The 17,661-nt window shown below is 41.8% G+C and carries 23 protein-coding genes; 2 read left to right on the top strand and 21 right to left on the bottom strand.

Features of this window, described 5'->3' with window-relative positions; translation table 11 throughout:
- Positions 1–70: 70 nt before the first annotated feature.
- The 18 genes from AC0VYI_RS07755 to AC0VYI_RS07670 all read right to left on the bottom strand — a co-directional run bounded on the left by AC0VYI_RS07755 (position 71) and on the right by AC0VYI_RS07670 (position 12,219).
- Positions 71–460: a GNAT family N-acetyltransferase gene (locus tag AC0VYI_RS07755; RefSeq protein ID WP_475449802.1), complete on the bottom strand. Its 390-nt coding sequence runs from the start codon at positions 458–460 to the stop codon at positions 71–73.
- 172 nt (positions 461–632) lie between these two features.
- Complete coding sequence (locus AC0VYI_RS07750; protein WP_475448449.1) at positions 633–1,121, bottom strand: cupin domain-containing protein; 489 nt, start codon at positions 1,119–1,121, stop codon at positions 633–635.
- 117 nt (positions 1,122–1,238) lie between these two features.
- Positions 1,239–1,607 carry a GFA family protein gene (locus AC0VYI_RS07745; RefSeq protein WP_475448447.1) on the bottom strand — a complete coding sequence of 123 codons (369 nt, stop codon included), beginning with the start codon at positions 1,605–1,607 and terminating at the stop codon, positions 1,239–1,241.
- A gap of 244 nt (positions 1,608–1,851) precedes the next feature.
- Positions 1,852–2,265, bottom strand: coding sequence for a TlpA family protein disulfide reductase (locus AC0VYI_RS07740; protein WP_475448445.1), 414 nt, complete (start codon positions 2,263–2,265; stop codon positions 1,852–1,854).
- A gap of 22 nt (positions 2,266–2,287) precedes the next feature.
- A complete protein-coding gene (locus tag AC0VYI_RS07735; RefSeq protein WP_475448443.1) occupies positions 2,288–2,704 on the bottom strand; it encodes a GNAT family N-acetyltransferase in 417 nt (138 codons plus the stop codon).
- Positions 2,705–2,803: 99 nt separating this feature from the next.
- On the bottom strand, positions 2,804–3,361 hold the full coding sequence (locus AC0VYI_RS07730; RefSeq protein WP_475448441.1) for a nucleotidyltransferase domain-containing protein: 558 nt from the start codon (positions 3,359–3,361) through the stop codon (positions 2,804–2,806).
- Between the two features lie 81 nt (positions 3,362–3,442).
- The gene (locus AC0VYI_RS07725) at positions 3,443–3,940 is read right to left on the bottom strand and encodes an AAA family ATPase (protein WP_475448439.1); all 498 of its coding nucleotides are present in this window, start codon (positions 3,938–3,940) and stop codon (positions 3,443–3,445) included.
- Positions 3,941–4,045: 105 nt separating this feature from the next.
- The gene (locus AC0VYI_RS07720; RefSeq protein ID WP_475431653.1) at positions 4,046–4,528 is read right to left on the bottom strand and encodes a GNAT family N-acetyltransferase; all 483 of its coding nucleotides are present in this window, start codon (positions 4,526–4,528) and stop codon (positions 4,046–4,048) included.
- 247 nt (positions 4,529–4,775) lie between these two features.
- Positions 4,776–5,270, bottom strand: coding sequence for an RDD family protein (locus tag AC0VYI_RS07715; protein WP_475431652.1), 495 nt, complete (start codon positions 5,268–5,270; stop codon positions 4,776–4,778).
- Positions 5,271–5,417: 147 nt separating this feature from the next.
- Positions 5,418–5,855 (bottom strand): heme-degrading domain-containing protein, encoded by a 438-nt coding sequence (locus tag AC0VYI_RS07710; protein ID WP_475431651.1) that lies wholly within the window; start codon positions 5,853–5,855, stop codon positions 5,418–5,420.
- A gap of 64 nt (positions 5,856–5,919) precedes the next feature.
- Positions 5,920–6,402, bottom strand: coding sequence for an N-acetyltransferase family protein (locus tag AC0VYI_RS07705; protein ID WP_475431650.1), 483 nt, complete (start codon positions 6,400–6,402; stop codon positions 5,920–5,922).
- 128 nt (positions 6,403–6,530) lie between these two features.
- Positions 6,531–6,992, bottom strand: a complete 462-nt coding sequence (locus AC0VYI_RS07700) for an N-acetyltransferase family protein (RefSeq protein ID WP_475431649.1) — start codon at positions 6,990–6,992, stop codon at positions 6,531–6,533.
- A gap of 324 nt (positions 6,993–7,316) precedes the next feature.
- A complete protein-coding gene (locus AC0VYI_RS07695; protein WP_475448437.1) occupies positions 7,317–7,925 on the bottom strand; it encodes a glutathione S-transferase in 609 nt (202 codons plus the stop codon).
- A 295-nt stretch (positions 7,926–8,220) separates the two neighbouring features.
- The gene (locus AC0VYI_RS07690) at positions 8,221–8,469 is read right to left on the bottom strand and encodes a hypothetical protein (protein WP_475448435.1); all 249 of its coding nucleotides are present in this window, start codon (positions 8,467–8,469) and stop codon (positions 8,221–8,223) included.
- Between the two features lie 227 nt (positions 8,470–8,696).
- On the bottom strand, positions 8,697–9,680 hold the full coding sequence (locus tag AC0VYI_RS07685) for an N-acetylmuramoyl-L-alanine amidase-like domain-containing protein (RefSeq protein ID WP_475448433.1): 984 nt from the start codon (positions 9,678–9,680) through the stop codon (positions 8,697–8,699).
- A gap of 247 nt (positions 9,681–9,927) precedes the next feature.
- Positions 9,928–10,821 (bottom strand): 5'-nucleotidase, lipoprotein e(P4) family, encoded by an 894-nt coding sequence (locus AC0VYI_RS07680; RefSeq protein WP_475448432.1) that lies wholly within the window; start codon positions 10,819–10,821, stop codon positions 9,928–9,930.
- 142 nt (positions 10,822–10,963) lie between these two features.
- Positions 10,964–11,830 carry a TauD/TfdA dioxygenase family protein gene (locus AC0VYI_RS07675; RefSeq protein WP_475448430.1) on the bottom strand — a complete coding sequence of 289 codons (867 nt, stop codon included), beginning with the start codon at positions 11,828–11,830 and terminating at the stop codon, positions 10,964–10,966.
- A gap of 29 nt (positions 11,831–11,859) precedes the next feature.
- Positions 11,860–12,219, bottom strand: coding sequence for a Fis family transcriptional regulator (locus tag AC0VYI_RS07670; protein ID WP_475448428.1), 360 nt, complete (start codon positions 12,217–12,219; stop codon positions 11,860–11,862).
- 177 nt (positions 12,220–12,396) lie between these two features.
- Between AC0VYI_RS07670 and AC0VYI_RS07665 the strand changes: the two genes are divergently transcribed.
- Positions 12,397–14,010: an NAD(P)/FAD-dependent oxidoreductase gene (locus AC0VYI_RS07665; protein WP_475448426.1), complete on the top strand. Its 1,614-nt coding sequence runs from the start codon at positions 12,397–12,399 to the stop codon at positions 14,008–14,010.
- A 2-nt stretch (positions 14,011–14,012) separates the two neighbouring features.
- Here the strand turns inward: AC0VYI_RS07665 and AC0VYI_RS07660 are convergent, their stop codons facing one another.
- From AC0VYI_RS07660 to AC0VYI_RS07650, 3 genes are all read right to left on the bottom strand, one after another.
- Positions 14,013–15,437, bottom strand: a complete 1,425-nt coding sequence (locus tag AC0VYI_RS07660) for an MATE family efflux transporter (protein ID WP_475448424.1) — start codon at positions 15,435–15,437, stop codon at positions 14,013–14,015.
- The gene (locus AC0VYI_RS07655; protein WP_475448422.1) at positions 15,434–16,003 is read right to left on the bottom strand and encodes a DUF2239 family protein; all 570 of its coding nucleotides are present in this window, start codon (positions 16,001–16,003) and stop codon (positions 15,434–15,436) included. The genes AC0VYI_RS07660 and AC0VYI_RS07655 overlap by 4 nt, the downstream gene beginning before the upstream one ends.
- 211 nt (positions 16,004–16,214) lie before the next feature.
- The gene (locus AC0VYI_RS07650; protein WP_475448420.1) at positions 16,215–16,616 is read right to left on the bottom strand and encodes a carboxymuconolactone decarboxylase family protein; all 402 of its coding nucleotides are present in this window, start codon (positions 16,614–16,616) and stop codon (positions 16,215–16,217) included.
- 158 nt (positions 16,617–16,774) lie between these two features.
- Between AC0VYI_RS07650 and AC0VYI_RS07645 the strand changes: the two genes are divergently transcribed.
- Entirely contained in the window at positions 16,775–17,638 is an 864-nt protein-coding gene (locus AC0VYI_RS07645) for a LysR family transcriptional regulator (RefSeq protein WP_475448418.1), read from the top strand.
- Positions 17,639–17,661: the final 23 nt, after the last annotated feature.

Genomic DNA, 17,661 nt, shown 5'->3' with positions numbered 1-17,661 from the left:
CCTAGTTTCCCCTTATACCCTTTCAATCAGGTAAGTTTTATTCATAGCTATTAACACCTTGGTCACTTTGTTAGCTAAGCTTTTCCATCACATAGTTTTTAAGTTTTTGTCCTTGCACTTCCATCTCTTGCTCTTGAACAACCTTAAAACCAAAGTGTTCATAAAATGGACGCGCTGTGATGCTAACCTCAGAATAAAAGCGTTTCACTTTTCGTTGCTCGCCAACACGGAATACATGATTCATCAGTGCCTTACCGACACCTTGCCCCTGATACTGATGATGGCAAAAGAAATGATCAATTAAACCATTAGGTTGTAAATCTGTATATCCCACAATCACATCATTAATTACAGCGACGAAAGGGTTAAGCCCTAGTATGCGCTTTCCCCAACTTGACGTATCAAAGGCGTCTGGCGCCCAGGCTTCAACCTGTACTTTTGAATAATCACGGATATTGATATTACGAACGGTATGAAAATGAATATTCCAAAGCGCTTCGGCACCTTCTTCTTGATAATGTCGAATTGTTATCTCCTTGGTTTAGCAACATTACTTGCATGAAAAACGTCGTCATGATGGTAACGTAATGGAAAAACAACGCGGTGGTAGGCCTTTGTCTTGTTATACGGTTTTAATGTTCACCGTCAAAATAGTCAACCTCATCGCTAAGCCTAGACATATGACTAAAGCTTCGATTTCCTTGCTTGCCCACCATGGTTAAAACCTTATTGGAATCTGGATATTCGCAGACATCAACGGGCTCGCTGGTACTAACGCATAGCACTTTTAACGGCTTGATGCCTGAGTTTATAATTTGATGAGCTACCTCGGCGCCACCGGGAGGACAAGCTATGATATCGTCTTGTTTAATTTGATACGAAGATTCACCAAATCTCAATGTACCTTCACCGCTCAACACAAGAAACATTTCTTCGTTTACGCGATGATTATGAAACGGGCAAGCCTTAAAACCTGGCTGTAAAACGATAACGTTGTAACCAAGCTTTTGAGCCCCGATTTTATGACTGATTGGAAAGCACTCTTCTTTAAATGCGCCATCATCATTTAATTGAAAGTCAGCATCGCTAGAGATATTAAGAAACGGTTTATTGTTATCCATGTTTTCGTCTCGGTTCCTGTTATATAACACCGCATTAAACGGCGTGGAATAGTTAGCTACAAAGTGAGAGAAATAAACGAGCTTGATACAACGATAAACATGCGTTGAAACACCTTGTTAGCTGTCCTTCAACCAATAAACCTTCGTGTCTGTTTGTATCTCACTTATCGTCTTAGGTGTATAGGGAGTATCAAGTGTGGCAATAGCGATTGATACCCAGTCTGGGTAATGCTTACTTCCGCCCCACTCAATATTTGATCCACAAGTCTTACAAAATTTTCGCTTAATATTCTCTGAAGAATTATATTCAGCTAACGACGAGAGCCCAGATAAGTAAACAAGATCATTTTTAGGCAAACTAGCATACGTTGCAAATGCAGCGCCATGTTGCTTTTGACACATATTACAATGACAGTGAGAAACTTTTATAGGCTCACTAAGCAATTGATATTTCACTTCTCCGCAGAGACAACTTCCTAAATACATAATAACCTCACCGTTAACATTTAATTAAGCAGTTCAAAACGTATTAATAGAATTTCAGAATTTTTTATGAACACTAAATTCAACCCAAATGCTAAGTATTGAATCTTGAATTGTTACAAACCAAGCCAAGCCAAGCCAAGCCAAGCCAAGCCAAGCCAAGCCAGCCAAGCACGTTGCGTCCTTTTGAGCGACTTGTATGTGTTTTGAATGCCGAGCCCGCGTACAACAACTTGTTATTTGAAAATTACGAGTCAGCTATTATTTGAATAAATTTTCTGGCTAACTCTGATAATGCCTCTTCAGTGATAATCTCAACGTTATTTTGATCAGCCACATTTCCATGGTTAATTAACACCGTTCTTGGATAGCCGTGTCCGCCAAATTGAGTGGTGATTTGTTCATGTTCGGCACTAATAAAATCTCCTTTTTGCAATTGGACATTAACTTGAAGCACATCTATTCCATGAGATTTCATTTTCTGAGCAAAGCTACCAATATGTGGTTTTTGCCTTTCTGTGCAATCTGGACACCACGCTGTTACAACATTCACAACAAAAGTGTCACCCATAGCCATGCGACGATTAACGTCAACGGGGTCTACTATTTGAAGAAGGCTAGCTGACTGAATTTCGTCATTAGAACTAAGCTCTATTCCCATATTTATTTTGCTCTCTCAATTGTTATGTAATAATTTCACGACCGCGTTCTAGTACCCAACAACGCTCATTTTTGGTGTAACCAAGTTGCCCATAATAGTCATTCGCTGCGGGGGCTGCGATTAGAAACAGTTTACAAGTAGACTCTATTTGACCTTGAGTTTGAACTTGTAACTGCTTCCCTATACCCAATCTTTGATATTCTTCATCAACCGCTAGGTCTGACAGATAGCAGCAATAATGAAAATCTGTAACAGAACGAGAAACACCAACAAGCTTATTACCGTCCCAAGCGGTGATAATAAGATTGCTGTTGTCCAACATACCGTTAATACATTGGATATTTTCAATTGGTCTACGCTCACCTAGTGTTGAGCGCTTAAGTAAGTCTATAAACTCATCAGCCGAAATTTTTTTATTAACTTTGTATTCGATATTCAATCTAATCTCCTTCTCACATAACGTCCTTACTAATGGACAGCCAGCCCATAAGTTGCAAGCTATGAATGTCCCGATTGAGCTGTTTATTATACAAACTGGTTAAAGTTTGTCTGACAGCTTTTTAAGATAGTTTTTCGCTAACTCGTTATTGTCGCGACTTAGCCATTTTATACAGTCAAAAAGCTCCCATATTAAACCTTTTTCACCATTTGTATAAGCAGAAAAACCTTCATGCTTTGGAGCCGGTTGATCAGTTAAGCGACAACCCACAATGTCAGATTTATCAAATAATACTTTAAAAGGTTTTGAAATATTGAAAGGTTCACTTAAATCAACGCAATGAATTTCAGTACTAGTTAAATCATGAAAAATGTATTTTCTAAAATACGCGTTTTTATTATGAAAGCCGTCCAGGCAATAGAAGATTTCCTTATCAACTTCAAAGTCAAAGAAGCATGCGTTAAGAGATTTATGAAAGCCATTTTGTGTAAAAATTATAATATCAGCATCAGAAACCCGATCCCCTTTACCGGCGGCGAGTGAACCTACTAAAACAGCTGCCCTCACGTTATTTTCGTTGGAAAATGACTTGCATATGGACTTTACTAACTCATTTTGAAGCGGTAAATGTTCAAGACATAAATCTTGCTGATTCACGATTTCCTCCTTTTGTATAACAGCTCAGGCTGAGTGAAACGAGGTCCAGTAACCGCTGCTGGCTGGCCTTGTAATGCGATTTCATTCGACCACCCTCAGTTGAATTTGAGCAACAAGATCGTCCAGACTTGTTACTTGGCTAAGTACAACACCTTTTTGCTGATCCAGCGATTGCAAAATTATTGGTCTTGCTAGGGTGGGAAACATCCAAATTAGTTTAATCAGCCTAAGGATGACTCTGATCTCAGGACAATTAGAGGGAAGCTCTGGGCGAGATCTAAACAAGTAAGGCAAGTTACGTTTAAAACAACGGAGCAAACAAACATGCCTTGGCACATCAAGAAAGATGACATAATCTGCATTCTCCCGAACCGTTTTTGACACACCTTCAATAATCCAGTGGCGTTGATTGACTAACTTTTGCTCCCCTAAAGCTCGCTCCTCTTTTGAAGCTGCAACCCATCCTTCTTTCCAAACGACACTATCCAAGCTATCGACGGGTATATTGAGTGCTTGACCTAACTGCTTAGCCAACGTCGTTTTACCAGAACCTGCATTCCCAGTGATGTGTAGTCTCATATTTCCTCAAAAAAGTATAATGGCACATTAAGGCGTGACAGGTGTATGCCACCATTTGAGTAAAGCGAAAACGGCACGCGTCTGGAATGGCCCTTAAACACTATGTTATAGGGATGTTGCAAATAGACTTAGTGCATCACCTTCAAAACGGTAATACTCTTTTTCTTTGATTAAACTTGCCCCTATAGATTGATAGAACTTACCTGCCGATGGGTTTGTACTTTCTGCTGTCCAATCTAAACGCTGACAATGGTTTGAGAGTGCAATAGAAGCTAGGTGCCTCATTAACTCAAGTCCCACCCCTCGACCACGATAAGAAGACGACACAAACAAGTCTTTCATATACATTTGGCCCGATAGTTTAGGGGCTGGATACATAACAGTGTATGATGCAAAACCTATGATTTTATCGTTATCATATGCTGCCACTATTTTTACACCAGAATGCTCTGAAAAAACTTGCTGGGTTAAGTAACTAGCTAACTCATTTTCTGAAGCAGCTTCATCACCAAAATAGTACCGTTCAAGTTCAACAAAAATTGGAAGTAACTCAAGACAATGATCTTTACTAATTAACTCTAATTCCACTGATTACCCTTATATCTACAATGCTCTAATAATGTTCAGCCAACTCGCAGCTCGTTGTATTAAAATGACGAAGCCAGCGCATGAGCAGCAAGCGGTGACTGTCCCGATTGAGCTTTTTATTATGTGAATGTTTTCTCGTATACTTAGATTTCAAGAATAACCGCATACTTCGTAAAACTGACTAGCATTTGAAGTGTCGCACTTATTATCTGAATTTAGATGTTCCGTCCAAGCACGGCCTTCTGACTTAGATTTTAATAACTTTTGTTCCTGCAAAATAATCATGCAGACATTTTTTTTGCTTACCAAAGATAAATACAACATTCATTAAGTTAAGCCAGTCTCCTGCAACAGGTATCATTGGAAGTAAAAAAAACACTAAATATCTATTAAATAATTGTTTTATCGTTACTAAATTTCCATCTAAATTAACTAACCTGATACCTAATATTTTTTTCCCAACTGTTTGCCCGTTATTAACAAGGCCACGGCCATTAATCAGAAAAAATACAACTATACCTACTAATCCAAGGGCTATGCTATATGACAATGATAGTTCCCTTCCTTCATAAATCCTATCAAGTCCACCACTAAAATATATTACAGGAGTAGCAACAACTGTAGATAAAATAGCATCTAAAACGGCAGCACAAAGCCTCTGCCATCTAGTTGCAAGCTTATTAGACTCATCGTTTATCTCCACAGAATCAGATTTCGAAGTCTTTGAAATATCCTTATTCATAAAGAACCTTTTAATGTATTAAAACTCGATTATTTAAAAACTAACACCTTCAATATACTTACGAACAATCATGTTTAGACTTTATATCTAACGCTTAAAACATAGACGTAGAATTTTTCATATCCCACGCCTTGCACTTATTAATATCTAAAGAGCTGGCTTGAGATAATAGTCTAAAGCCGACACAATTAAATCATGATCTTCAACATCCGATAATCCAGAGACAGTTATTATTGCAACAATACCAGCATTTTTGACCTTTATAGGTATCGCCCCACCTTTCGCAACATAGTCTTTTACGTCTAGTCCAAAAGTATCAGATAGGCTCATATTTCCATTTGCTAGATCATCTTTTACGGACAAAGAGCTTTCTTCAAATCTCATGGCAACATTAGCCTTTCTTCTTAACCAATCATGTTTATCTGCAGATAAGCTATCAGCAATGTATTTAAAAACGTTGTGATTTAGTCGATCAATGGAAACAGCGATTGAATGACCATTTAAGCTTGCTTGTTCAATAATTTTAAGCCCCATATCAAGAGCGATACGGTTGCTAAACTCTTCTAACTGAATATCCCGAACCATTCAATTACTCCCTCACATTCACGCTCTGCTAAGCGAAAACGTATTATCTGAATTTAGGTATACCTTAGCTATTTGCAAAACGTTCAAGAGCGTGTCCAGTTAAACGATAACCAACCCATTCATCCTGAGATTTTGCACCAATTGATTGATAGAAATTTATAGCGGGTTCATTCCAATCAAGCACACTCCACTCGAAGCGCCCGCATTGCTTAGAAAGCGCGATGTTTGCTAAATGTTTTAAGAGAGCCTTACCAGCCCCGATACTTCTGTGCTCAGGAGAAACGTATAAATCCTCAAGGTAAAGGCCATTCTTACCAAGCCACGTTGAGTAATTGAAAAAATAAACAGCAAAACCAACAGGTTCGTTATTTACACTGCAAATTATTGCATTAGTCGTTGAGCCCTGACCAAACAATGAGTTTTTTATATCGAACTCAGTAGCAACCACTTCATGCTCTGCTTTTTCATAACGAGCAAGCTCTTTAACAAATCTTAAAATCAAAGCGGAATCTTCAATCACTGCTTCTTTAATATCTATAACTGACACTTAATACTCCAATTTACTGTGGCACATAACGCTCGAAATAACTTCTAACAAATGACTTGCATAAATTCCTATACGTTACGTTTGACATTAGCGGCTCAATGGAAGGATTAGACCGCTGTTCTCAGTGCTCAAAGTTCATGCGAAAAGACCATGAAGCCTGCGTCCTTTGCGATCTTTTCATACAGCGCTCGCCCAGCCACATTTGTTGTCTGTGTTGACCAATAGACGCGACTACTTTGCGCGGCACTCGCTGCGGCATAAACCGATTGGATGAGAAGTCGGCCGACGCCGCGTCCGCGATACTGCTCCAACGTAAAAAGATCTTGTAAATAACACACGTCGTTAAGGCGTGTAGTACTGCGATGGAACAGGTAGTGAGCGATGCCCACAACGCGCCCTTCGTCTTCCGCCACAAAAGCATAAACAGGTTCGCTTGCGTTGAAAAAGCGCTCCCATGTTGCCTCTGTGATCTGTTCTGGAAGAGCCGTCGAACCACTGCGGCCATAGAACGCATTGTAGCCATCCCAGAGTGGCCGCCAGTCAGCGTAGTCTTGGCGAGTGATGGAGCGGATATTGAACAATTGGGTCATGACGTATTGGTGTCCTGCATCCTAATATTTTAATAGTTCGCATGCACGTTTAGACAATATAAAAGCCTTTCAATCTCCTTATAAACATCTGAATAATAAGCGTTTTATAAGAATATTAATGAAAGCTAAAACGGGGAAAACAAGCATGCACGTTACTTCATCTTTTTTAGGAAAGTACACCCCGTTATTTCCTAAAAAAGAGCGAGCTGTAAATTCTTATTCATTGATACTAAAACGCTTTTTCACTTTCTACCAGTGAAAAACAAGCAATTTTCAGATACGATCTGAATTCAAACTCCTAGTTGGATTGCACTACAAAACAATTTAAACATTTGGGGATGTATTGATCATGACGCTTAATTTATCAACCTCGTCAAACCAAATCGCAAGTTGTGGAGCAGTTTGACGCCAGCCTAGCTCTTCAAATCTAAAGTCAAGATAGCCCAGAAAACAAGCGAGGGCTATGCTATCAAGTTGCATTAAATCGATACTTTCAGGAATATTATTTTCGAACCATTTTATTGCTGTAAATATTTTATGCGAGAGCCCATCAACCCACTGTGACCATTGAAGTGCTTGAGGTCGAACTGCTAATTCGTATCTCAACGAAACTGCAGCTTCTGTAGCACCGCTAGCAACACTGTGTCTAGTAAGCATAGCGGTACGCGGTAATAGACCTTTTGCAATTAAACTTCCTTTGCCATATTCGTTCAAGTAATCACAAATCACTAGTGAGTCGTGAATAAACAGTCCAGAATCGAGCTTTAAGGCAGGTATTTTCCCAAGGGGGACTAGATCATAGTAGTCCTGATTTATTTGAGTGGGATGGGCCTTCGGGCTCTTGAAATCAATGAGTTCTGTCAGGCCGAGTTGTTCAATTACAACACTAACTTTACGTACAAACGGTGAAGGGGCTGAACCATATACAATCATTTAAATACCTTTAAAACTTTAGATGTTTGAAGCTGTTAGCTACAAGCTTTTTTATCAAGACAAGTAGCCCCTAAATTCAAATATTAATCCACACCATTTTGATATGAAGCACTACATTGCAGCTAACCCTAGCTTAAACAGACTAAAATTATTGGCTAAAAAATGGAGCGAAGCTAAACTAAATCAACTGCTTTAGTTCCTTTTAAAGCCCTTGTCAGATTTTTCTCATAAACCAGCTCATTGGGAGAAATAAACTAACCAAATGAACGACCAAAGGAGCCCCAAACCAGAAGTATTATAGCTGTGAAAAACCATTTAACTGTAGGCACCAAACAATAGGCAAACACCATAACGGGGATAATATAGTAGCATTATAAAAAAATAATACTATTTTTAGGCCAACTTTGGATAATTCAAACCCTTTTGATTTTTCAGACTGCCTTTCGTTACCAATTGCTACAGCTTGAAGTACAATAATGGGCAATGATAATGCAAAAAAAATCAAAAATAAGATGGTTCCTAAAATTGTGATATATAAATTCATATTAAGAAACCTAAAAAATTAATAGTCCGCAAACGCGTTCAGACAATTTCAAAGCCTTCCAATCTCCGTATAAACACCTGAATGATAAACGTTTTATAAAAATATAAACAAAGCTAAAAATGGAAAAAAGCCACTTCCCTAGACCTAGGAAAATGGCTTTCATAAATAATATTTATCACTTTTTGTTATCTAGGCTGATGATGCTATTACTAACTTTTCAGCTCAACTCAAAAATCCGATTTTAGTACCGCTACGTTAAACCCCTTTAATGTGGCGCTATGTCGATAGTGGAATAAATACTGTACAAAGTTTTGATCCACTACTTTGCCTTTAATTTCACTGGCATGACGTAGATAGAGTTTTCCTTCTTTACGCACCAAAATGGCTTGATGGGAGACATTCATGTTGGTGCCAATCACTTTTTTCAAATTCCAGTTAGGACGAATCATGCTGATGATGCTTCCTGTGGGAATTTTTTTCAGTATGGCAAGGTTAACTTTACTGCCGACTACCTGACCTGAGTTGTTTTTAACCGGGACGAATAAAGCGGTAAGGGGGACGTAGTCTATTTTGGCAATTTGTGGTTTAAACCCATCCCCTGCGTGGTGAAGGGCATGCAGGAATAATCGCTTTTGAGCCTCATTGGCAGACGTTAATTGCAAATTGTCCATGGTCATGTGTCGATACCATGATTTTTTATCAATAACGGCTCTGGCTTCTTTGGTTTGTTTTCCTGCTATTTTTTTGGTGATGTCAGTCAGGATATTACGATTATTGGGAAACCAATCGGCACTTGGAAAATGATTTCTTTTGACAAAAGCTACATCACCATCTTTGTAGCGTATATGGTCTAGGTTGGTTAAAAAGTCACTCGGACTATTGGATAACGCCCCCGCTAAAACCGTTTCCACATAGGTAGTACAGTCAAATTCATCGAAGCGATAAAGCGGATCTTGATCGAATAACCCCTCGCTGCCTTCGCCCAACGCCCCATCAGCATATGGAGCGCCAAGCAAGATGGAGCTTAAACGGGTAATTCTATCGACTAGGGGTAAAGATTCGCTATTATTGACCTGAATAGTGGTAAAGAATGTCGCTTCACGACGCGTAAAGCCATCTTTTGGCTGTGTGGGGGCCGCATTAGCCTGACTGATTCCCAGCAACATGGCTAAGACAAGCCCACCCGTCAACATCATCGTTTTTACGGTCACTCATTACTCCTCAACACGTCAATAAATTAATTTATTAAGATTATCGTAAATAGCCTATTAATGGGGATACCTTTACACTTTACCTCTTTTTCATTATTTGTTTTTGCACACTCGCTTTACCATTTATCTGGTATAAGCCATCTGCATAAAAAAACGACTTAACTACCTCACATTAAGAAGCCATTAAGCCGTTTTTCGTTATTTAACTCTGTGGCATTTAAAAACGCCTTAGAGGTTAAACAAAGCCTTATTCACCTTTAGGGTGCCAAGCATGCAAATGCGCTTTGCGCATTTTGTCTTTCTCAGCTGCAGAAGCGCCCCAGTCATTGTTGTAAACCTTGCCTTCCCAATCACCATAGGTTGGGTTAGGAAGCATAATAAATTTGGTGCCAAATAAATTCTTATCCTTCTTTACCGCCGCATAGGTTTGCTCTAGCGTTTTGGTTTTAAAGTCTTTGGAGAAGTCATTTAGGTTATCCCCCATCAACAAAGCAACATCGTAGTGTTTTTCAACTTCTAGACGACGCGGCTCTTTATTACTGGTGTCAGAGCGAAGCAATACATGCGAGTTGGTTACTTGTGGGAAGCCTAATTCACGCAAATTTTTCATGGTAGCATTACGACTGCTTTCTTTGCGGTTGGTAATGTAAAAGACACCAACCCCTTTTTTCGCCGCGTATTGTAAAAAGGCAACTGAACCAGGAATGGCTTTAGCTTCTGCAGCATTCATCCATTGCCCCCAAGTTTTACTTGAGTAGCTTTGATTTTTACCAATTAACCAAGACTCGTAAGCACTGTTGTCTAAAATGGTTTCATCGGCATCCACGATGACGGCGACTCTTTTCTTACCTTTATGATGGGCAAGGTAGTTATCTAACTGCATTTTTGCGAGGTTAAACGCTTGGTAAGCCAATGCTTTATATTCGCCTGATGCTTGTACCCACAAGTTCGCCATCACCAACTGTTCATTTAAATCTTTGGTGTCATAGCTTGCTTCATTTGGCATGGGGGATTCAGCTATTTGCGCATTTAGCGCTTTAGTATCGCTACTGGTTTCATCTGCCCAACTAGGCAGCACCATACAGCTACCTATGACTAACGCGGTGGAAACAACAAAAGAACGAAGTTTTAAAGTCTGCATTGCTTAACTCCCATGGTTCATCCTACAAAGCCATCGTGAAATGGACTGTTTCATAAAAAATGCTCACACAATGTGAACATATGCGTCACAATATACCCCCAACCTCATTTTAGTTCGAGTGGAAAGTGTTTTAAAAGCGACGTTAATAAACGGTTGGGGGATAATCACAATCCCCTTGCACCGTCACACGATGCAGCCTTCTTGGTTGATCGTCATAATCTGTCACGGCAAAATGCTGAGTGACTCTATTATCCCAAATAGCCACTGAACCCGCTTGCCACTGGAAACGGACATGAAACTCAGGCTGGCGCGCGATGGCAAAAAGCCGCTCTAACAAGGTTTGGCTTTCTGCATGGCTCAAATCAGCAATTGAGCGAGTGAACTGCTCATTAATAAACAGAACCTCTTCTTGGGTTTCTGAATGACAAGTCACCATCGGACGAACAATCGGTGGGTAAGCTTGAGATTTTTGCGCCACTCGGCTGTTACCCGCCTCGTCTATGTCGTCGTAGCGGCTGCCTGCAAAGGCATGTAACCCATGAATGGCCGCCATGGAACGAAGCCTGTTTTGTTCATCTTTTGCTAAGCAGGCAAACACCGCCTCCATATTGCACCAAATGGTATCGCCCCCTTTGGGCGGAACGTGTTGAGCATGCAAGATAGAGCATTTAGGAGGGATTTTCTGCCAAGTCATGTCCGTGTGCCAAAAACTCTCGCCTGGTGGGTTTCCGCGAGAGGTTTCGATAACGACAACTTGATCAAACTCCGCTAAATGAGGGAAAAAAGGATGGGCAGGCTCTAACTCACCAAAGCGTTTACCGAGGGCTAAATGCGCTTCCGGCGACAGTTTTTGATCACGAAAGAATATGACTTTGTAGCGTAAAAAAGCCTGATAAAGCGGGTCAAAAACCGTGTCGTTCAACTCAGCCAAGTTAACGCCCTCAATGAGAGCTCCCAGCGAATCTGCTAACGGCGTGATGGTGAGTTTATTATCAGTCGAATCCGTCATAGTGACCTTTGTCTCAAAACCTAGTTACTTTAATGCAGCGTAGACAGCCGCTTAAAGCGCTCTTCCCATTTGCCATCGTGCAAACGCTGACACGTTTCTTCACTATCAAAAAATACATGGGAGTGAATGTTTTTTATCTTAATATTCACAGCGCTTAACTTTGCTTGAATGTGATCGTAAAAGAAGACATTTTGTTGCGCGTCTAAAGCTTGCTTTAGTTCATCGTCGGTTTCAAATACACAAACGATTTTTAACGATTGGGGGAACACATCGAAGTTAACCAAGTGCGTTAGCCATACAAAACCCTTAATCGTGCCCAATGCTTCATCACAAACGGCGGTTAACGCTTCTCTTAGGGTCTTCTCAATTTTTTTATCCGTTTTTTTCATCTCACCATATACCACAAACTAAGAGTTAAGAGTGTAACCGCTAAAATATGACTGACAAGTCTACTGGTCTCATTCTATCAGTGATAAATGACACAAGTTTTACCAGCTTTTTCTTCCGAAATATCGTATCATCCGCGCTATTTACTTTCGTTCACTCTTTAGACCTTGATACCTCTTATGATACGACTTTCGAATATCCAATTACCGCTGGACCACAACGAAGCGGCACTGGAAAACGCGATTTTATCGACCCTCAATATCGGTGCAGAACAACTCATCCGCTTTAATATTTTCCGTCGTGGTTACGACGCTCGGAAAAAAACACGCATCTTGCTGATTTATACCCTAGATGTGGAAACCAGTTGTAACGAGGCACTATTAAGCAAATTTGCTGACCATCAGCAAGTCAAAGAGACACCTGATTTAGAGTATCACCCCGTCGCACAAGCCCCCGCAACTCTCACCGAACGCCCTATCATTATCGGTTTTGGTCCTTGTGGCTTGTTAGCCGCCCTAGTGTTAGCACAAATGGGCTACAAGCCAATCGTTCTAGAACGAGGCAAAGAAGTACGAGAACGCACGAAAGACACTTTTGGTTTCTGGCGTAAGAAGATTTTGAATACTGAATCCAACGTCCAGTTTGGTGAAGGGGGCGCGGGAACCTTCTCCGACGGCAAACTCTATAGCCAAGTCAAAGACCCGAAACAATACAGCCGTAAAGTCCTTAACGAGTTTGTGGCCGCAGGGGCACCAGACGAAATTCTTTACGTCAGTAAACCACACATTGGCACATTTAAATTGGTCGCTATGGTGGAAAAAATGCGCGCTCAGATTTTGGAGCTAGGCGGTGAAATTCGCTTCAGTTCCCGGGTGGAGGATTTACACATTGAAAACGGTCGAATGACAGGCGTCACTCTAGCAAATGGCGAACAACTGCACTCCAAACATATAGCCATCGCCATTGGTCACAGTGCGCGTGATACCTTTGAAATGCTCCACAATAAGGGCGTTTACATCGAGGCCAAGCCGTTCTCTGTGGGCTTTCGTATTGAGCATGAGCAATCAACCATCGATAAAGCCCGCTTTGGTCCGAATGCAGGTAATGAGATCCTTGGAGCGGCCGATTACAAATTGGTTCATCACTGTAAAAATGGTCGTTCCGTTTACAGTTTCTGCATGTGCCCTGGTGGAACCGTCGTTGCCGCCACATCGGAAGAAAATCGCGTGGTCACTAATGGCATGAGTCAGTATTCTCGTAATGAACGTAACGCCAACAGTGCCATTGTCGTCGGCATTGATCCTTCGGATTACCCTGGTGGACCGCTTGCGGGCATTGAATTCCAGCGCAAATTAGAAAGCCTTGCTTACGAACTTGGCGGCAGTAATTACGACGCACCAGCGCAAACCGTCGGGGCATTTTTAAGAAATGAAACGCCAAAAAAACTCGGCTCAGTCACTCCTTCTTTTAAGCCAGGTATCAAGCTCACGAACCTTGCTGACGCCCTACCTGACTTTTGTATCGAAGCAATTCGTGAGGCAATTCCCGCTTTCAACAAGAAGATTCGTGGTTTTGCCCTAGATGATGCCCTGCTCACAGGGGTAGAAACACGCACCTCTGCGCCGATTAATATCAAACGCGACCCTGATACCTTAGAAAGCATCAATATAAAAGGCCTGTACCCTGCTGGTGAAGGCGCAGGCTACGCTGGCGGCATCATGTCGGCGGCCATTGATGGCATTAAAATCGCCGAGGCCATGGCATTGAGCATCAATAAGACAACAACCGGCTAAAATCATCCATTTTCAGGCTGCTTGGTCACAAGCAGTCTGTCGGTGGTATTTTCTGGGTAAAACAAACCATATGGAGCATTGTGGGCACGGCTACGCTGACTCAATACCAAGATGGTTAACAGCAATGCCAACCCTTCCGTAATGGGAGCCGCATACCAAATTCCCCATTCTGAAAAGAACAATGGCAAAATAAAAATTAACGGCAGAGAAAACGCATAGGTTTTCATAATCCCCAAAATCCCTGCTCTTCTTGCGTCACCAATGGCCTGAAAAAACATGCTGATCATCATCTGTGGCCCCACTAAAAACAGTGCCAACGTCGAAAAAGGTAAAATCCGCACTACGCCATTAATGACCGCCTGATCACTGACAAATAACGCCCCTAAATCACGTCTAAAAACAAACGTAATGACCTGAAAAAACAAGCAATAGACAAAGGCGGCAGCCAGAGCGATTTTGATACTGGTATTGACTCGGGCTAATTGATTGGCCCCGACGTTATTCCCGACGATGGCTTGAAATGCCATACTCAGCCCCAGTAAAGGCAGAAAAATAAATGTCATTAAACGGGTGATAATGCCATAAGCCCCCACGGTCGTTGCGTAATTCGCTGCGTCCCACGTTTGCAAATTGTATAAAATAGCACCCGATGTGAGCGCCAGACCGATATAATTTAAGCTAGAAGGTGCCCCTAACGCCAAAAACGTCAACCAGTGCTGGCGAGATCTAGAAAGCAGAATAACCTGAAGCTTAATCTCATTGCGGTGGTATTTTCGGTACAAAAAAACCATCACTAAAGACACTGCCTGCGCCAAGACCGTTCCCCATGCCGATCCTGCAACTCCCCAATGCATGCCAACAATCAGCCAATAGTTAAATAGACCATTGAACAATACCGAAGCAAGAGATACCACCGACATAAACAACACTTGGCCTTCACACCGTAAGCTATTGCTATTAATGGCTAAAATAAACACCAGCGGTGAGCAGAACACTAAAATGGCAATGTAGCGATAACCCATGTCGGCAATTTGGCTTGAACTATGGCTGACCGCTGCCGTTAATGCGTGCCCTCCTATCAAAAAAAGCCCGATCAACACCCCAGACACCACTAACGACAAACTAATGGCTTGGGAGAAAACTTCCACCACACGAGAATACTCTCCTGCCCCTAATTGCCGCGCCATCAAACTGGCAAAGCCATTCGATACAAGCGTTGATAAGGCAACGATCAATATAAACGCTGGAAACATAGAGGTGACGGCTGTTAATGCGTCTGCCCCAACAAACACCCCCAGAAAATAGGCATCCACTAACGAAAAAGACCCATTCACCAACATGATCAAAATAATAGGGGCTGCCGTTTTTAGAAACACGATAGGCAGAGGGGAATGTAAAAAATAATTCGTTTTATGAGAGTCCGTCATGAGAAATCCTTTCCATTATGTAACTCAGAGAGATGCAGAAACTTCTCCATTAGAAAAGCTTTAATGTCATCAGGCCATGAGTCAATCGCTGTTTCAAAGCTTATTTTACTATTGCGGTATAAGGCACGACTTGCTTCTTCGAAACCCGGTTCGTCCGCTAAACAGGCTAGCATAAATTTATCTAACTGCTGTTGCTTAATGGCCACTCTATCTTCAATGGAAGCCTTTCTTTGTGCCTCATCCACTAACCTTCTTAGCGCCGCTGATGCACCGCCTTTTTGCGCCGATAGCCATTCCCAGTGACGGGGTAACAAGGTCACCTCTTTGGCTTTAACCCCCAACTTGGGACGGCCACGCTTTCCCGTCTGTTCTTTATCTGACAATAGGTTGTTGAGCACCGTCGTTGCATCACCATACCAGCTAAAATCCACTCGTCGGCAACTCTCTTCCTCAAAGACCATGGGCTCGATATTGTCACCCAACTGCTTTACCTGATGAACAACCTCTTCCAGTGATCCTCTAGCAAGGATTTTTTTATCGTAGATGGCTAAATATTGTGCACTCATTATCCGCTCTCACTCGCGTTACTTATATTTTTACCCAGATAAAAATATAATAGCAGGGTAATATTTTTTATCCAGATAAAAATGTAGCGAACTCCGTAAACATCACCGCAAAAGCTTTCAAACGCAAAAAGGGCCATCTAATCAAATAGACGACCCTTTTATGTAACCCTTTATAAACGAGGGTTACAGATGCGTTATAGACATTATTTTCTTAGGGAGTCGGCGCTTCTGCCAACGCAATCCCTCGCTCAGCAAACACTTCTTTGGCTGCAAACAGCCCGTTTAGCGCCGCAGGAAACCCAGCATAGAGGGCCATTTGCATTAAGACTTCAACAATTTCTTTTGGCGAACATCCCACATTCAGGGCGGCATGGAGATGAACTTTCAGTTGCGGGGCGGCATTGCCCAGTGCGGTTAAAGCGGCCACCGTCGCCATTTCACGTGACTTTAAATCCAAGCCAGGGCGGCTATAGATGTCTCCAAAACCAAACTCGATCATTAACGTTGCGAATTCTGGAGCAATAGGCTGTAGTGCATCCACCACTTTTTGACCCTGTTCACCATCTATTTCGGCCAATTTTTTCAATCCTAATTGATAACGATCTTTACTCATTTTCGGCTCCCATTTCATACCCATGTTTCGTGCTCAGTTTCATGATTGGTCCGCGACACCAAACACAATGGTTGCTACTATGACATTTTTCATGATCGAAATATTTACCAATAAAAGAAAAGCAGTTTTTCATAATTGAAAAACACAAGGAGTCTGTAATGCGTGAATTAATGTGGGACGATACCAAAGCCTTTTTGGCATTAGCACGCTTTGGTACCTTAACGGCGGCGGCTAAATCGCTCGATATCGGGATTGCAACGCTATCAAGAAAAATAGAGCGCCTTGAGCACAGCCTAGACACCCCGCTCTTCTTACGTTTTCAAACCGGCTATCAACTGACGGATGAAGGTAAGCATTTACTCAGCAGTGCAGAAGAAATGGAAAATGCTGCGTTTACACTTACTCAAAGAGCGGAAAAAACAGCGCAATTGATAGGCAGAGTCAAAGTGGCCACCGCTGAAAACCTCGCGACCCAACTGGTGTTACCCGCATTAGGCCTCTTTCAGCAGGCTCACCCCCACTTACATATCGACATAGTTACCGACATTCATACTGTCAACTTACATCGTCGTGATGCCGACCTTGCCCTGCGTATGGTACGTCCAACCAATGGCAATGTCAGCTTTCAACGAATTGGAACACTCGGCTATGGTCTCTATGCCAGTCACCAGTATCAGGCAGAATCCAGTGACCATCATGAGAAATTTATTCAATGGGGAGAGCACTATGAACAGTTACCCGCCGCACAATGGATAACCCAACGCTTGGCAGGAAAAGCCCCCGTTCTGACAACAACCTCCGTGGCCACTCAAGTCAGTGCGTGTCTGGCCAATGTGGGCTTATCAGTCTTACCGCACCTTGTTGCACGACCAGCAGGACTGGTTTGTCTCGCCGAGACTCCCGAGGTGAATCAAGAAATCTACTTGGTTATTCAAAGCGATTTAACACAATCCAAGCGCATTCGTGCCGTAGCGGATTTTCTGATTGAATTAGTCAAACAACATCAAGATGACTTAATCTAATGTATTTCTTCTGGAGTTTAATA

The organism is Marinomonas sp. 63XJN7_9_ISO-PGPR-S23-217, from assembly GCF_056173515.1.
The sequence above is the reverse complement of the archived record's forward strand: the minus strand, read 5'-3'. Positions and strand labels throughout refer to the sequence as shown.

Coding starts and splice junctions, on each gene's coding strand:
- AC0VYI_RS07750 (WP_475448449.1), bottom strand. CDS start 1,121: ATGGATAACAATAAACCGTTTCTTAATATCTCTAGCGATGCTGACTTT.
- AC0VYI_RS07745 (WP_475448447.1), bottom strand. CDS start 1,607: ATGTATTTAGGAAGTTGTCTCTGCGGAGAAGTGAAATATCAATTGCTT.
- AC0VYI_RS07740 (WP_475448445.1), bottom strand. CDS start 2,265: ATGGGAATAGAGCTTAGTTCTAATGACGAAATTCAGTCAGCTAGCCTT.
- AC0VYI_RS07725 (WP_475448439.1), bottom strand. CDS start 3,940: ATGAGACTACACATCACTGGGAATGCAGGTTCTGGTAAAACGACGTTG.
- AC0VYI_RS07715 (WP_475431652.1), bottom strand. CDS start 5,270: ATGAATAAGGATATTTCAAAGACTTCGAAATCTGATTCTGTGGAGATA.
- AC0VYI_RS07710 (WP_475431651.1), bottom strand. CDS start 5,855: ATGGTTCGGGATATTCAGTTAGAAGAGTTTAGCAACCGTATCGCTCTT.
- AC0VYI_RS07700 (WP_475431649.1), bottom strand. CDS start 6,992: ATGACCCAATTGTTCAATATCCGCTCCATCACTCGCCAAGACTACGCT.
- AC0VYI_RS07695 (WP_475448437.1), bottom strand. CDS start 7,925: ATGATTGTATATGGTTCAGCCCCTTCACCGTTTGTACGTAAAGTTAGT.
- AC0VYI_RS07690 (WP_475448435.1), bottom strand. CDS start 8,469: ATGAATTTATATATCACAATTTTAGGAACCATCTTATTTTTGATTTTT.
- AC0VYI_RS07680 (WP_475448432.1), bottom strand. CDS start 10,821: ATGCAGACTTTAAAACTTCGTTCTTTTGTTGTTTCCACCGCGTTAGTC.
- AC0VYI_RS07675 (WP_475448430.1), bottom strand. CDS start 11,830: ATGACGGATTCGACTGATAATAAACTCACCATCACGCCGTTAGCAGAT.
- AC0VYI_RS07670 (WP_475448428.1), bottom strand. CDS start 12,219: ATGAAAAAAACGGATAAAAAAATTGAGAAGACCCTAAGAGAAGCGTTA.
- AC0VYI_RS07665 (WP_475448426.1), top strand. CDS start 12,397: ATGATACGACTTTCGAATATCCAATTACCGCTGGACCACAACGAAGCG.
- AC0VYI_RS07660 (WP_475448424.1), bottom strand. CDS start 15,437: ATGACGGACTCTCATAAAACGAATTATTTTTTACATTCCCCTCTGCCT.
- AC0VYI_RS07655 (WP_475448422.1), bottom strand. CDS start 16,003: ATGAGTGCACAATATTTAGCCATCTACGATAAAAAAATCCTTGCTAGA.
- AC0VYI_RS07650 (WP_475448420.1), bottom strand. CDS start 16,616: ATGAGTAAAGATCGTTATCAATTAGGATTGAAAAAATTGGCCGAAATA.
- AC0VYI_RS07645 (WP_475448418.1), top strand. CDS start 16,775: ATGCGTGAATTAATGTGGGACGATACCAAAGCCTTTTTGGCATTAGCA.